This is a genomic window from Variovorax sp. RKNM96, assembly GCF_017161115.1.
Lineage (GTDB): Bacteria > Pseudomonadota > Gammaproteobacteria > Burkholderiales > Burkholderiaceae_C > Variovorax.
The window spans coordinates 4,423,245-4,437,640 of record NZ_CP046508.1 but is presented as its reverse complement, the minus strand read 5'-3'; the positions used below and the strand labels follow the sequence as shown (position 1 = coordinate 4,437,640).

The 14,396-nt window shown below is 65.7% G+C and carries 15 protein-coding genes; 8 read left to right on the top strand and 7 right to left on the bottom strand.

Features of this window, described 5'->3' with window-relative positions:
* Positions 1-61: 61 nt before the first annotated feature.
* The gene (locus GNX71_RS20440) at positions 62-622 is read right to left on the bottom strand and encodes a hypothetical protein (RefSeq protein WP_206174000.1); all 561 of its coding nucleotides are present in this window, start codon (positions 620-622) and stop codon (positions 62-64) included.
* A 217-nt stretch (positions 623-839) separates the two neighbouring features.
* Here GNX71_RS20440 and GNX71_RS20435 point away from each other — a divergent pair, with 217 nt between their 5' ends.
* Positions 840-1,280, top strand: a complete 441-nt coding sequence (locus GNX71_RS20435) for a hypothetical protein (RefSeq protein ID WP_206173999.1) — start codon at positions 840-842, stop codon at positions 1,278-1,280.
* Entirely contained in the window at positions 1,273-1,779 is a 507-nt protein-coding gene (locus GNX71_RS20430; protein ID WP_206173998.1) for a hypothetical protein, read from the top strand. Before GNX71_RS20435 ends, GNX71_RS20430 begins: the two co-directional genes overlap by 8 nt.
* 15 nt (positions 1,780-1,794) lie before the next feature.
* On the opposite strand, the gene GNX71_RS20425 is transcribed toward GNX71_RS20430, so the two are convergent.
* Complete coding sequence (locus GNX71_RS20425; RefSeq protein WP_206173997.1) at positions 1,795-4,107, bottom strand: TonB-dependent receptor; 2,313 nt, start codon at positions 4,105-4,107, stop codon at positions 1,795-1,797.
* A 341-nt stretch (positions 4,108-4,448) separates the two neighbouring features.
* Between GNX71_RS20425 and GNX71_RS20420 the strand changes: the two genes are divergently transcribed.
* Positions 4,449-5,321, top strand: coding sequence for a LysR family transcriptional regulator (locus tag GNX71_RS20420; protein ID WP_206173996.1), 873 nt, complete (start codon positions 4,449-4,451; stop codon positions 5,319-5,321).
* Complete coding sequence (locus tag GNX71_RS20415; RefSeq protein ID WP_206173995.1) at positions 5,318-6,298, top strand: tripartite tricarboxylate transporter substrate-binding protein; 981 nt, start codon at positions 5,318-5,320, stop codon at positions 6,296-6,298. The genes GNX71_RS20420 and GNX71_RS20415 overlap by 4 nt, the downstream gene beginning before the upstream one ends.
* A gap of 32 nt (positions 6,299-6,330) precedes the next feature.
* Here GNX71_RS20415 and GNX71_RS20410 read toward each other — a convergent pair whose 3' ends face one another.
* Positions 6,331-6,972 carry a dihydrofolate reductase family protein gene (locus GNX71_RS20410; RefSeq protein WP_206173994.1) on the bottom strand — a complete coding sequence of 214 codons (642 nt, stop codon included), beginning with the start codon at positions 6,970-6,972 and terminating at the stop codon, positions 6,331-6,333.
* A 194-nt stretch (positions 6,973-7,166) separates the two neighbouring features.
* Here GNX71_RS20410 and GNX71_RS20405 point away from each other — a divergent pair, with 194 nt between their 5' ends.
* The 3 genes from GNX71_RS20405 to GNX71_RS20395 are packed head-to-tail and all read left to right on the top strand — an operon-like array spanning position 7,167 to position 8,313.
* Positions 7,167-7,607: a VOC family protein gene (locus GNX71_RS20405; protein ID WP_206173993.1), complete on the top strand. Its 441-nt coding sequence runs from the start codon at positions 7,167-7,169 to the stop codon at positions 7,605-7,607.
* A gap of 23 nt (positions 7,608-7,630) precedes the next feature.
* On the top strand, positions 7,631-7,876 hold the full coding sequence (locus tag GNX71_RS20400) for a hypothetical protein (protein WP_206173992.1): 246 nt from the start codon (positions 7,631-7,633) through the stop codon (positions 7,874-7,876).
* A gap of 29 nt (positions 7,877-7,905) precedes the next feature.
* The gene (locus tag GNX71_RS20395; RefSeq protein WP_206173991.1) at positions 7,906-8,313 is read left to right on the top strand and encodes a hypothetical protein; all 408 of its coding nucleotides are present in this window, start codon (positions 7,906-7,908) and stop codon (positions 8,311-8,313) included.
* A gap of 106 nt (positions 8,314-8,419) precedes the next feature.
* Here the strand turns inward: GNX71_RS20395 and GNX71_RS20390 are convergent, their stop codons facing one another.
* The 4 genes from GNX71_RS20390 to GNX71_RS20375 all read right to left on the bottom strand — a co-directional run bounded on the left by GNX71_RS20390 (position 8,420) and on the right by GNX71_RS20375 (position 12,755).
* Positions 8,420-9,610, bottom strand: a complete 1,191-nt coding sequence (locus tag GNX71_RS20390) for a hypothetical protein (RefSeq protein WP_241027335.1) — start codon at positions 9,608-9,610, stop codon at positions 8,420-8,422.
* A gap of 325 nt (positions 9,611-9,935) precedes the next feature.
* Entirely contained in the window at positions 9,936-10,601 is a 666-nt protein-coding gene (locus GNX71_RS20385; protein ID WP_206173989.1) for a hypothetical protein, read from the bottom strand.
* 160 nt (positions 10,602-10,761) lie between these two features.
* A complete protein-coding gene (locus tag GNX71_RS20380) occupies positions 10,762-11,655 on the bottom strand; it encodes a DMT family transporter (protein WP_206173988.1) in 894 nt (297 codons plus the stop codon).
* A gap of 173 nt (positions 11,656-11,828) precedes the next feature.
* A complete protein-coding gene (locus GNX71_RS20375) occupies positions 11,829-12,755 on the bottom strand; it encodes a LysR family transcriptional regulator (protein WP_206173987.1) in 927 nt (308 codons plus the stop codon).
* Positions 12,756-12,988: 233 nt separating this feature from the next.
* On the opposite strand from GNX71_RS20375, the gene GNX71_RS20370 reads away from it, so the two are divergent.
* Entirely contained in the window at positions 12,989-14,329 is a 1,341-nt protein-coding gene (locus GNX71_RS20370; RefSeq protein WP_241026996.1) for an MFS transporter, read from the top strand.
* Positions 14,330-14,396: the final 67 nt, after the last annotated feature.

Below are 14,396 nucleotides of genomic sequence, written 5' to 3'. Positions count from 1 at the left end.
GGTTCTTCTTTCTCTGTCAAAAAAACACGGGGCCTGGGGAGAGCGGGGGAGGGTTTTCGCGTCAATGTCCGAAGGGGGCAGGGTCTCCCGCCCATGCCGGCTCCACGTCCGGGGCAGGAGGGGAACTGGTTGCGCGGGAGGGCGCTGGCAACGCGACTGTTCTGTCGGCTTCGATCACGATGGCCTGGCCCGCGCCATCCAGCACGACGCTGTCGGACTGGATCGCGCGGACGGTCAAACCTTCGACGTGGGCGCCGACGCGCAGCTGCATGAGCTGCGAATCCGCCGTGCGACGCATCAGCGCGAAGCTGTCGACGCCATCGGCCGCCACGACCGTGCCGACCAGCTTGAACGCCGACGCGGACAGCGCGGCGTCGACCGGCTTGGGGGTCGTCGGCATCGGCGTTGGAGCGATCACCGGCGTTGGAGTCGGAGCGACCATCGGGGTCGGCGCCGACACGACGGCGTCATCGGACGACGGCGGCCACCACCACCATGCTGTCAGGGCGACGACGAGCACCGTCATGAGCCACAAGGGCCAGCGGGTGCGATTCGTCACGGAAGCCGGCATGTCGGGTGAATGTGGTGGGGAATGGCCGGCGAGGTTAGTTGTGAATGCCACGCTTCAGAAGATGACCAACGGTTGACTCGTTCATCGCAGGTGAGCACATGAATCGAAGCAGTGCGGCTGCCGCAAACCCCCGTGGACACTGGCGTTGCGACACGAAATTCGCACGCCTGCCTCGCGCGTGGACGCCGAGCGGGATGCATTGCCGTGCCTTGCGCACGAACGCGGCGTCGATAACATCGCCGACTTTCAATTCAGGCAAAGGGCAGCGATGTTGCTGACGACATGGATCCTGGCCGGCGTGCGGGCCTCGGCGATGGGCGCGGCCATGCTGCTCACGCTGCATGCCGCGGCCGATCCGATGCGGCTCGATGAGATGCGCATTGCCGGTCACGACGCAGTCGACCCCGCAGTGCGGCGCTTCACCGCGAAGGTGACCGGCGTGGGTCAGGCCAGCAAGGCCGGCCGCACATCCACGCTGCGCTTCGAGCCCATCGGCCCGGGCATGGTGGCGCCCAAGCGCAACGAAATGCGCGGCTGGCGGCTGACCTTCATACGGGGAAAGATGTTCGGCAAGACCTTGTGGCTCAAGAGCAATACACCCGACGAGCTGACGGTGCGCAACACCGATCCTTCGATGGAAGGCGTGGCCGTGGGCGACATCGTCGTCATCGAGTTGATCGACCCCAAGCTGGTCGATGCCAATGCGTAAGTCACCGCGCGCGGGGACGACGATCGGCCACGGTGCGCGCCTGCTGCTCGCCGCCGCGAGCCTGGCCCTGGCCGGCGCTGCAGGGGCGCAGACCGTGAAGCTGCCGGCCGACGCGGTCGATGGCTTCCACGCGGCGCTCAAGCGCAAGGACACGGGTGGCGCGCTCTCCTACCTGGACCGTTCACTGGTGGTGTTCGAGTTCGGTGTCACGGACGCAACGGTCGAGGCCTATGCGTTCAGCCACCTGCCGGGCGACATCGACATGGCCGCCGTTTCCGACTGGCGCTTGCAGGCCCGGCGTGTGGGCGGCAGCGGCAACGAGCGCTGGGTGCTCAGCACCTACCACGTCACCGGCAAGCTGCCCGATGGCAAGCCGATCGACCAGGTGATGCAGGAGACGGCGATCGTGCGCCGCGCTGGCGACAGCTTTCGCATCGTCCACTTCCACTGGTCGAGCGACAAGGCCTGGGCCCAACCGCCACGGGCCGCAGCGCCCTGACAACCCCGTCACAAGTCACAGGTCGAAGCGCAGCTCGGCCGTGTAGGTGCGTTGCGGATACGGGTGGAAGTTCCAGTACTGGTCGTTGTTGGCGTTGTCGATGCCGAAGGCGGCCGACCACTGCCTGTCGATCTGGTAGCGCACGCGCAGGTCCACGGTGAAGTACTTGCTGGCGCCGAAGTAGGCAAAGGCGTTCACGTCGCTGTTGTCCAGGTTCGAGTACTGCCGGCCGCTGTAGCGCGCGGCCGCCGTCAGGGCCCAGCGCGCATCGGGCTTGTAGGTCGCGTAGACCGTGGAGCGCCAGCGCGGCACGCGCGGCTGCCACTTGCCCACGGCGGCGGGGAAGGCGGCGTCGGCCACGGTCTTCGAGTCGGCATAGGTCAGGCTGCCGCCCAGGTCGAGTCCCTTGATGAACACGTTCTGCCCGGTGTACGCGAGTTCGACGCCGGTGGTGCGTACCTTGTCGATGTTCTGCACGCGCGAGATGGTGGTGTTGGGAATGAGCTGGCTGTACAGCGCGTTCTTCGTGGTCTCGTGGAACAGCGTGGCGCGCAGCAGGCCGGTGCCCAGGTCCTGTTCGGCCGAGAGTTCGCCGGTCCACGATTTCTCGGGCTTGAGCGTGGGGTCGTTGATGAACGAGAGCGCACCGCCCGAAGTGGCGCCATAGAGTTCGCCCACCGTCGGGTAACGCACCGCGCGACCCACCGATGCCTTGATCACCGTGGACCTGGTGAGCTGGTAGGCCAGTGCGGCCTTGGGCGAGAGGTCCGACTCGCTGCGCGAAGCGTAGGGCTGCGCGCTCGTGGCGGTGGCAGTGAAGCCGTCCGTGGCTTTCCATTTCTCGTAGCGAAGTCCGAGCACCGTCTTCCATTTCGGCGCGAAAGACCAGGCGTCCTGCGCCCAGGCGCTGTAGGTCTCGGTGCGCCCGCCGACGTTGCTCACGGGCGTGAACGCGGGGCCGTCCTGCCAGTTGCCCTGCACATTGGTCTTCACGATGCCGAGCTTGTAGGCATCGCGCCCCACGCCGAAGTCGACGAGGTGCGCACCGCCCACGCCCTGCGGGCGCCACGTGCCCTTGGCTGCGAGGGTGTTCCAGCCGGTGCCGCGCTGGTCCTGCAGGGTGCCCGCGCCGCCGTAGGCCGCGAGAGGCAACGCAGTGGTGGGTGAGCGCTGCGTGTCTTTCGAATAGTCGTAGAGGCTGGCGGCCAGCTCCCAGTCAAACACTCCTTGGGTGTTGCTCTTGACCGAGAGGCCGTGCATGTAGTGCGTGGCGTCGTCCTCGGTGAGTTGAAAGGCGGTGGGTGCCAGGTTGAAGCTGCGCCCGCCGATGTTCACGAGGCCGCTGTACACCGGTTGCCCCTGTGCATTGGTGAGATAGCTCGCGCTTTGCCCGCTGCCCGTGTTCTGCCACCAGCCGAGCGTGTAGGTGGCGCGCACCGTGGGCGAGAAGTCGTAGGCCAGCTTGAGCTTGGCGTGGTCCTGCACTGTGCGGTATTGCGTGCCCGTGCCCATGATGTACCAGGGCGTGTTGGTTGTGTTGAGGCCGCCCAGCGCGCCATATACCGGCATGCCCGTGCGCCCGGGCGTGCCCGATGCCAGCGTGGCGGTCGTGAAGGTCAGCGGCTGGCCTTCGCTGTCGGTGCGGTTCACGTCGATCCACCACGACCAGTCGCCGCTCTTGCTGCCCAGCGAGGCGCTGGCCTGCCAGCTGTTGAAGGTCTGGCGGGTGCTGTAGAGGTCGTTGGGCTGCGACGCGTAGCCCAGCTTCACGTGCGCCTCGAGCTGCGTCGGCATGCGGGTGACGTAGTCGACCACCGCGCCCGCCGAGTTGCCTGGGTACGCGGCCGAGAACGGGCCGTACATCACGTCGACCCGTTCGATCTCCTCGGGTGTCACCAAACCCCATCGCGGCGCGAAGTTGGTGCCGTTGGCGATGCCGTTGCCCAGGTAGTTCGACAGCAGGATGCCATCGGCGTACACGGCCGAGCGCGCGCTGTTGCCCGTGCCCGAGGCCCGGGTGGAGAGGATGGCGTGGTTGTAGTCGCCGATGTAGCGCTTGCGCACCAGCAGGCTGGGCAGGTACTTGAGCGCGTCTTCGCTGTCGGTGGCGTTGATGCGCGTCTCGATCTCTTCGCGCGTCACGCCTTCGATGGTGGTGGGAATCTGCGTGGGCAGCGAGGTCGGCTGGCCGCCAGTGACGGTGACGACGCCGAGCGACTTGGTGCGCTCGGCGGCGGCGTCCGTGGTCGCAGCACCTTGCGCGAAGCCGGGCACGGCCAGCCACGGCAATATCGCGCCGAGCGCAAGCGACAGCAGGGGCCGGTTCATGCAGGCCAGGCGCGATCTGTCAGGGAAAGTCGCATGTGGGTCTTGTTCGGATCTGTGATTCGCCAGTGCCGCATTTCGGAAACGGCGGAGATTAGTCGTGGCCTCCGCATCCCGGAAGAAACTCGGCGGTTAACTCGTTCACCAAAGGTGAGCACAGAAGTGCTGCCTGCAATGCGACGCGAGCGTCGCAAACCCGCACGCATGCTGGCGTTCGTTGCGTTGCGACGCTCTCCACAGGCGCTTGTCATGGCGCTGCGTTCCAGTGGCGCTTGCCGGATAATCCTTTAGATCAAAACGAAAATTACATACGAGACATTGTGCGAGAGGCCCATCTAAGAGATTTGATAGCAGTCATCGAAACTGGCAGTGTCCGGTCCGCCGCGCGCAAGCTCGGCCTTGCGCAGGCCGCTGTCAGCAAGAACCTCACTGCGCTCGAAAAATCATTGGGCGTGCCGCTGCTGGTGCGCTCCGCACGGGGTGTCGAACCCACCGAATTCGGTCGCATCGTGCTGCGCCGCGCGCGCATCGTCGATGCAGAGCTGCGCCACATGCAGGAGGAGATCGAGAGCCTCAGCGGCGACAGCCACAAACTCATCACCGTGGGCCTGTCGGCCACCGCCGAGGCCATGCTGCTGCCGGTGGCCGTGGCACGTTTTCGGGAGCACACGCCGAATTCGCTGATCAGCGTGCTCGGCGGCCGTTCGTCGTCGACGATCGCGGCGCTGCGCGAAGCCAGGATCGATTTCGCGGTCGGCCCGTTGCCCACCGACCAGAGCGTCTCCGACCTGCACACCGAGCAGTTGTGCAGTTCCGACCTGGGCATCGTCGTGCGCGCGGGTCACCCGGCTGCCGATGCCCGCGACCTCGCGAGCCTGGTGCCCTATGGCTGGCTCTACAGCGTGCAGCAGATCGGCGGGCCGGCGATCGTCTCGCTGATGCGCAAACATGGCCTGCCGGATCCGACGCTGGTGGCGCATTGCGACTCGTCGAGCGCGCTGATCTCCATGCTGCTTCAGAGCGACTACGTCACGCTCAACAGCCTGGCCGCGCTGGAGCCGCTGCGAGCAGAGGGGCTGCTGAAGGTGCTGCCCATCGAGCTCGATCTGCCGCCGGCCGTGCAGTACCTGATGACCCCGACGATGCGCCCGCTGACCGCATCGGCCGCAGCGCTCGCGGCCGAATTCCGGCGCGCGTCGCGCAGGCTGCGACGGTGAGCGGCGCCACGTCCGTCACGCGGCGCGCGATGCTCGCCGCCATGGCGGCGGCCGGCCTCTGCGGTCGCGACGCGCTGGCCGCCAACGGCACGACCCGGGCGCTGCGCATGATCGTGCCGCAGGCGCCCGGCGGCGCCGCCGACTTCATGGCGCGCCTGCTTGCCAAGGACCTGTCGGGCACGCTCGAGCGGCCGGTGTTTGTCGACAACCGGCCGGGCGGCGGCATGATCATCGGCACGCAGGCGGTTGCAACGGCTGCGCCCGACGGCAACACCTTCGGCATCGTGTTTTCGCCGCACGCCGTCAACCAGGCGATGCGCCAGCACATGCCGTACAACGCGCTGACCGATTTCAAGCCCATTTGCCTGGGCGGTCATTCGATCGTCGTGCTGGTCGCACAGGCGGACTTCGCTGCCCGCAGCGTGGCCCAGGTGATCGAGCTGGCGCAACGCACAGATCCGCCGCTGCAGTACGCGTCGCTGGGTATCGGCTCGGTGTCGCACCTGGCCGGCGAGTTGCTGTCCATCGAAGCCGATGTCGAGCTCGAGCATGTGCCCTACAACGGCAGCTCGCAGGTCTACCGCGCGCTCATCGGCGGCGACCTGCCGCTGGCGTTCGTGACGCTGGAGTCTGCACTGCCGCACCTGCGGGCGCGGCGCATCCGGGCGCTGGGCATCACGAGTGCGCGGCGTGTGGCGGCGTATCCACAGTTGCCCGCCATTGCGGAGTCGTTGCCCGGCTTCGAGCTGGTCGGCTTCTACGGATTCGTGGCGCCGGCTCGTACGCCGTCGCGGTTCGTCGACACGCTGAGCACCGAGATCGCGAAGACCTTGCAAACCCCGCACATCCGCGACCGGCTGGCCAGCGACGGCGTCGTCGTCTCGGTCGAGCCGCCCGAGGTCTTCGCCGAGTTCCTGCGCCAGCAGATCGACAAGTACGCGGCGCTGGCGAGGCGCACCGGGATCAGGCTGGATTGAGAGGGGGCCGGCGCCCGGCCTCCGGCACGCTTCTACTTCTTCGCGAATTTCAGGTGAACCACATCCGGCGTCGCGACCGTCTTCACCATGGCAAGGCCCCGCAGGGCGTTGGCGTCGTCGAACAGGCGCTCACCGCCGCCGAGCAGCGTGGGTGCCAGGTGAAGCTGCACTTCATCGACCAGGCCCGCCTTCAGGTACTGCTGCGCAGCGCGGGCGCCGCCCGCGAGTGCCACGTCCTTTCCGCCCGCGGCGCGCCGGGCTTGGTCCAGCGCGCTCTCGATCCCGTCGGTGACGAACGTGAAGGTCGTGCCGCCCTCCATGACCAATGGCTCGCGCGCGTGATGCGTCAGCACGAACACCGGGTGGCGAAACGGCGGATTGCGGCCCCACCAGCCGTCCCAGGGGTCCGTCTCGCTCCACGGGCCCGGGCCGCCGCCGAACATGTTGCGGCCCATGATGGTCGCCCCGATGTTGGCGAGCTCTTCCTCCATCACCGGCGTGCTCTCGTTCACCACGCCGCCTTCCAGGCCATGCGGACGCCGCCACGCCTCCAGCTGGAATACCCACTCGTGCAATTGCTCGCCGCCAGTGCCGAGTGGCTCCTTCAAACTCTGGTTCGGGCCGGCGACGAAACCGTCCAGCGACATCGAGATTCTCAATCGAAGCTTTGACATGCTGCTCACTCCTTGATGCAAGGCATTCCTGCGCAGCGAGTCTAGGAGTTGCGGGTGGATGCGGCAATGACAACGAAGCTTCGGTTTCTGCCAAAAGAGACCTGGCATCCAGTCGAGGGCGTCGAGGGATTGAGTCGAACAATGCGAGTGACTACAGTCGACCGAAACCGTTGAAGAAGAAAGGACTGAAGGACATGACAGTCAAGCGAATGGACAACGTCCTGATCGTTGTCGACGATCTCGAGGCGGTGAAGGCGTTCTTCATCGAGTTGGGCCTCGAACTCGAAGGCCAGACCACGGTGGAAGGGCCTTCCGTCGGGAAACTCATCGGGCTTGGAGACGTGCGATCCACCATCGCGATGCTGCGCACGCCCGATGGGCAGGGAATCGAACTGGACAAGTTCCACACGCCAGAGGCCGTCAGGTTCGGGCCCGTGGATACGCCGGTGAATGCCCTGGGCATTCGCCGCGTCATGTTTGCCGTCGATGGCATCGACGATGTCGTCGCGCGGATGCAGGCCCATGGCGCGGAAATCATTGGGCAGATGCAGTACGGAGATTCGTATCGGCTCGCCTATGTTCGCGGCCCCGAGGGCATCATCGTCGGGCTTGCCGAGCAACTCGGCCAAGGTTGAAAAAAACCCGCCGCCTGACAAGCATGAGCGGTGGCATCGGCGGGTGGGATCTGGTGACCGCGGGCTTGGGGTGCCACCTCCTGTTCGCCCTGTTGCGCGCACTGGTTCAAGGTGAGGTGCTATGCATCGGCGAGACTTGCAAGATGCAGGTCTACGTCCTCACGACGTGGGCCGGGGAGTGCTGGGCCCACGTGTTTTTCCTGACGTGGATCGTGCTTGCCCTTGGCTATGCGATGTATGTGACGCTCAGGATCTGGTTTCGGGCGTAGCGCCCTGATTCAACGCAACCGATCCACGGATGAAGATGCCGATTTCTGCACGAAGACTCCGCGCCGCCGAGCCGCTCAATTCGGTACTGCTCCAATCTTCGATGAGGAAGATTTTCTCGAAGAAGAACGACTATGGAGAGGCCTCGTTCGAAGAGCTCCTGCCGGAGCTCGCGAGATTCGGCATCCGGACCCGAGGCCAGTTTGCGGCGCTCATGACTCATTGTCGAAAGCGACTCAGGCGAATCGACAGCGAGCCGCTTGATGCATGGCATGAACGCCATTACCGCTCGGAACTGGGTGACCAGTTTGTGAGTGATGCCCTTCGTCGGCAGTACTGGTTTGCCTATCCTGCGCTTGTTCGTATTGCGCTCGAATTGAAGTTTGGGGACGAGGCGGTCACGTGCAAACGCTTTGGGGCGTTGCCGATGACGGCTTAGGGGCCCATACCAGCTGTTCCCACTTCTTCGAAGCTGACATTTGTGAGCCAGCGTGCTGAACGTACGACGAGGAAACGTTCCTGCGCTGCGCGCCGGCAAGTGCAGCTCAGGGAGCACGGATTGGTGTGATCTTGCGAATCAGGTTGCCGAAGGTATCGGCCACGTACAGGTTGCCGCCAGCATCCACCGTCACCCCGTAAGGCTGCTTGAACGTGGCTGCCGCGCCGATGCCGTTCTGCGCGCCCAGCACACCGGGCTGGCCGGCGAGCGTGGAGACCACGCCTGCCGGCGTGACCTTGCGCAGCAGGCTGTTGCCTGTGTCAGCCACGTAGACGTTGCCGTCGCTGTCAACCGTCAGGCCGCCTGGCATATTGAATGATGCCGAGCTGCCGGCCCCATCGGTCGCGCCGATCTGACCTGAACCGGCCAGCGTCGTGACCACGCCACCAGGCGTGATCTTGCGGATCCGGTTGTTGCCGCTGTCGGCAACGTAGACGTTGCCGACAGCGTCAGTCGCAATGCCATAGGCCTGCCCGAAGGATGCAGCAGTCCCCGTGCCGTCGGCGAAGCCTGCAGTGCCCGAGCCGGCCAGCGTGGTGACGTCGCCGGCAGGCGTGATCTTGCGGACAACGGCGCCGATGAATTCGAGCACGTAGATGTTGCCTTCGGCGTCCGTGGCCACCGAAGAAGGGGTATTGAACGTGGCAGAGGTGCCGTGGCCATCGAGCGAGCCGATGGCGCCACTGCCCGCAAGCGTGGTCACGTCGGCTGCGGGCGTGATCTTGCGGATGCGGTTGCCGCCGAATTCCGCAGCATAGGCATTGCCTGTGGAGTCCAGCGCAAGACCGGACAGGCCCGAGAACGAGGCTGCCGTGCCATTGCCGTCTTGTGAAGTACCGCTGCTGCCACCGCCCGCAAATGTCGTGACATCACCAGCGGGCGAGATCTTTCGCACAAGATTCGTTGCCGTATCCGAGACGAGTAGGCTGCCGCTCTTGTCGACGACCACGCTGTACGGGAGGTAGAAAGACGCCGCGCTGCCGTTGCCATTCACCGAGCCGATAGTGCCGGACCCAGCGAACGTGGACACCTGCGCCACCGCCGCCGAGCAGGCGACCGCCACATCGCCGACGTCGGCCGAGGCCTTGCCGCTGCCCTTGGTCACAGTGCAGAACTGCCACAAGGGCTGGGTGCGCACGCTGACCACATAGGCCGAACCTTCGGTGAGCGCGGTGACAAAAGTGAACTTGCCGTCGGCCGCGAGTTTCAGGTCGTCGCCTGCATTGTTCTGAAGCACCAAGCTGCCAGTGAGGCCGCTGACTGAACCTCCGACTGTGTAGGAAGGGACTGGTTGCTGCACCGATGCAGGTACATCGACTGGCGCTGGGGGCTGTGCCGACACAGGAAACGAGGCTGATAACCCGCCGCCTTCGCCCCCGCCACATGCGGAAAGTACCAGGGCCACCACTGCTGCGCCGCTCCATGCGGCACAACGCGCAAACCGTCCAAATTGAATCATTACCAAGTCCGTAACTTTTAGTTTCACGAACTGTAAGTGTGGTCCTGCCGGAGGTGAATACCTGAAAACCGGTAAATTCTCGGCAACTGACTGGTTGTGGCCGTCAGGCGTCAAAGTGGCTCTTCGCATAAGCCCAAGCCTGATCGCCTTGGATGCGCGCCTGTGCATCAGTCAACTTGAAAAAGAATGGCTCAAACAATGGCCGCGTGCGGCCGTTGAAGTGATCAACGAGCAGCCCTGCGACCTGATGACTGACCTGGTTGAGCTGCTTAACCCCCTCGACATTCCTGTCATAGCAAAGCACGCGCTGCCCAATTGTCAAACCGTGCGCAAGCAGCACCATGAATCGGATGCAGTCGTCGTCTGAAAGGGCCCCAACCCACAGCGTTTCGGAGCTATTCGCCAAGTTCATATGGTTGGGCGCCGCAATGTCAGCGTCTGTCGACACTCTTTCTTTGGCGGTTCGCCACGCCCACTGCATGTTCGCCAGCAGCTTGTGGTCAGATTGATCGAGCACAAGCCGAGCGATGGAGCGCTGAAAACTCTCTGTCGAAAGATTGACTAGAAGTTCATATGTACAGGCCGCGACACGATGTTGGATCTCGTTGATCCGGCGAAGATGAGTGGGGTGCTCGAGTTCTTCCGTCTGAGGGAAATAGCTGTCACGACCGGCGATAGTCAGTGAGTGGCTGAGTGCTGTCAGGAAAAGAACTTGGTGTTTGGGTGGCAAAGACACCAGCCACTCGCCTTGAAATTCATATTCAGCCATCTTGTGATTCTTTTGTTGAGCGTCGACTCCTGGCCGACTGTATCCAGTCCTCGCCTCCAGAGCCTTGGACCCCAAGCCGTCGTTCAGCCATTTCAATGTTCCCGCTTGATCTTGCTGCAACAACATGCGACTTCGAACGCGCGCCTCGCCCCGCCGCAGCTCAGACCACCTGCCGCTTCTTCCCCGCAGACCTCGGCGCCTCGCTCCGCGCCAACCAAAGCCCGCTCGCGATGATCAACGCGCCGCCGCCCAGCGTCCATGCATCGGGCGTGGCCTGCCAGAACAACCAGTCCAGCACGAGCGCCCAGGCGAGGGCGCTGTATTCGAAGGGGGCGATGGCGGCGGCCTGGCCGTGGCGGAAGGCCTCGGCGATGGCCAACTGGCCCAGGAAGCCGCTGATGGCCAGGCCCGCAAGCGCCCACGCGTGCTCGGACTGGATCGGCACCCATTGCGGCGCCGACAGCAGGCTGCCGCCGACAGCCATGCCGGCCGTGGTCCAGAAGACCAGCGCGGCGCTCGATTCGGTGCGGCTGATGAGCCGGCCCAGCACGTTCGACAGCGCATAGCAGACTGCGGCCGCCAGAATCGCCAGAGCACCCGCCGAGAGGAACGCCCCCTGCTCGGGCCGCAGTGCAATGACGACACCGACGAAGCCTAGCCCGATGGCGATCCAGTGCCGCGGCTGGACCGACTCGCCCAGCAGCGGCACGGCGATGAGCACCATCAGCAGCGGAGCGATGAAAGTGAGCGTGTAGGCCTCGGCAAGGCCCAGGGTCTTCAGGCCATGGACGAAGAGCACGAGCATCGTCATGTTGAGCGCGGTGCGCAGCAGGTGCAGACGCCAACGCACCCGGCGGTTGAAAACGCCGGCCGCTTCGCGCCGCCAGGCAATGTAGAGGCACACCAGGGGCAGGGCCGTGAGGCCGCGCAGCGCCATCACCTGCACCGGTGGGTAGTGTCCGGCCAGGCTCTTGAGCAGCGCGTCCATGCAAGCGAAGAAGGCGCAGGCCAACAGCATCGCGGCGATGCCGCGCAGGGTTCCGGTCGATTGCATGGTCGGGTTGTCTCGCGGCAGTGGCCAGGGGAGGGGGCTTGTTCTTGTCGGCCCGGCACAGGTGCTGCAAACGTCAGGTCCTGGCCGAACCCGGGAGTCTAGGGCCCGTTCACACGACGCAAGGGGGCGCGTCCGCTGCAAAGCCGACCTTCAAGGTCAAGGCTCGGATGCAATCACGGCGCTTTCGTTTGCTCATTCAGCGGCCGGCAAACCTCCAGCACCAATCCGCGCAGCCACCGATGCGCAGGATCCCGATCAAGACGCGGATGCCACATCTGCAAGACGGTGATCTGCTCCGTGGGCATCGGCAGCGGAAATGAGCACAGCGTGCCCCGTGCCCTCAGGTGTTCGAAGTACGAGGAAGGGATCAGTGCCACCAGGTCGGTCGCGGCCGCGATCGACAAGGCGGTGCTGAAGCTGGGCACGACGACCGCGGTATTGCGCACCAGGCCCATCGCTGCGAGCGCAACGTCCACCGGCCCCTCGGTCCGGCCGTGGCGTGACGTGACCACGTGGTCGCAGGCCGCGTAGCGCTCGGCAGTGATGCCGGGTGCGGCGAGCAGGGGATGGCCCTCGCGCACCACGGCAACGAAGTGGTCGCGAAACAGCGCCTGCACCCGCACCTCCGGGCCCGACTCGCCGAGCACGCCGATGTCCAGATCGATCAATCCCTCGCGCAGGGGGCGAACGTCCTTGTCGGGCTTGGGTGCGAAGCGCAGTCGAACGTCCGGCGCCTGCTGGGCGGCACGCGCCACCAGCTGATGCGCGAAGCCCTCGATGAAGCCGTCGTTGGCCCGTATGGTGAACAGGTGCTGGAGCGTGCGAGGGTCCATGTCCGCACCCGCGGGCTGAAGCACCGCGCTTGACTCCTGCACCAGCTCCCTCGCGCGATCGCGCAGTGCCAGCGCATGCGGCGTGAGCACCATCGCGCGGCCCGCGCGCACCAGGAGCTCGTCCCCGGTCGATTCCCGCAGCCGCGCGAGCGCGCGGCTCATGGCCGACTCGCTCAGGCCCAGGCGCTCGGCGGCTTTGGCGACGCTGCCCTCGGACAGAAGCGCGTTCAACGCAAACAGCAGGTTCAGGTCGGCATCTGTGGGCATGTCCGGAACCTAGCACGGCTGCGATGGTTTCGACAGGCGCCGCATGCAGGAACAAGCTGCGCGCCGCGCGCTGGGCAAGCCGTGTGCGCGGTCCTAAGCTGACCTGACGCGATAAAGCGTGCCTCTTCCAGTTGCCGATCATGTTGTCATCCACGCTTCAACCGAACGCTTCTTCCACCCCGACCCGCACCGTCCAGACCCAAGAGGCGAACGCGGTACAAGACGCCGATGGCTTGCCGCTGCCCCGGCGCCTCGCGGCCGTCGCCGCAATCCTGGGCGCGGGCGTGCTGGTGGTGCTCGACGGCGCCATCGCCAACATCGCGCTGCCGAGCATCGCGCAGCAATTGCAGGCGACACCCGCCAATGCCGTCTGGATCGTCACCGCCTACCAGCTGGCCGTGGTCATGTTCCTGTTGCCGGCTTCTGCCGTCGGGGAGCGGTTCGGGTATCGGCGCGTGTTCGCCGGCGGCGTTGCGTTGTTCACCGCGGCGTCGGTGTTGTGCGCGTTGGCCCCGTCGCTGCCATGGCTCGTGGCCGCACGGTGCCTTCAGGGCCTGGGCAGTGCGGCCGTGATGCCCCTTGGTCTGGCATTGCTGCGCTTCACCTATCCGCGTCGATTGCTGGCGCGCTCCATCGCCTGGAATGCGCTCGCCGTCGCGGCCGCTTCGGCGGCGGGTCCCACCCTTGGCGCTTTCATGCTCTCCGCGGCAAGCTGGCCGTGGCTCTTTGCGGTGAACCTGCCGATCGGCCTCGTCGTGCTTGCCGCCTGCGCAGGATTGCCGAGCCCGCCGCGCTCGGCGCGCCACATCGACGTGTGGAGCATCGCGCTCAACGCGGCCATGTTCGCCGCCTTCGTCATGGGAAGCGACCGGCTCGTGATGCATCCGTTGCAAGGTGGCGCATTGCTCGCGCTGTCGGCCACTTGCATGGTCCTGCTGGTGCGGCGCGAGATGCCCAAGGCGGCACCGTTGATTCCGCTCGACCTGCTGCGGGTGCATTCCTTTCGGGTCTCGGTCATCGCTTCCGTGTGCTGCTTCACCGGCCAGATGGCCGCCCTGGTGGCGCTGCCGTTCTACATCCAGCACGAACTCGGCCAGAGCGCGGTGACCGCCGGCCTCTTGATGACTCCCTGGCCGCTGGCGGTGATGCTGGCCGCGCCGCTGTCGGCACGCCTGGCCCAGCGCGTGCCGACCGCGTGGCTGTGCGCGGCAGGGAGCGCGTGTTTCGCGCTGGGCCTGGCCCTGTGCGCGCTGTGGCCGTTGCACGGCAACCCGGCCTTGCCGATCGCGGTGTTCACGAGCCTCGCCGGCCTGGGCTTCGGTTTCTTCCAGACGCCCAACAACCAGAACATGCTGCTCTCGGCACCCAGGGAGCGCAGCGGCGCTGCCGGTGGCGCCCAGGGCACGGCGCGGCTCACAGGCTTGACGCTCGGCAGCCTGTGGATGAGCCTGGCGTTCGCGCTGCTGTCGCCGCACAACGCGGTGCACTGGGGGCTGGGGATGGCGGCCGTGGCCGCGTTGAGCGGGAGCGTGGTGAGCCTGCTTCGGAGCTCTGCGCGGGCCGTGGCCGCGTGACCGCTGCCGGCATGCGAGGCGTCCATCGCCCCTCGCATGCCAAGGCGGCACCGCCGACTCGTGGCAG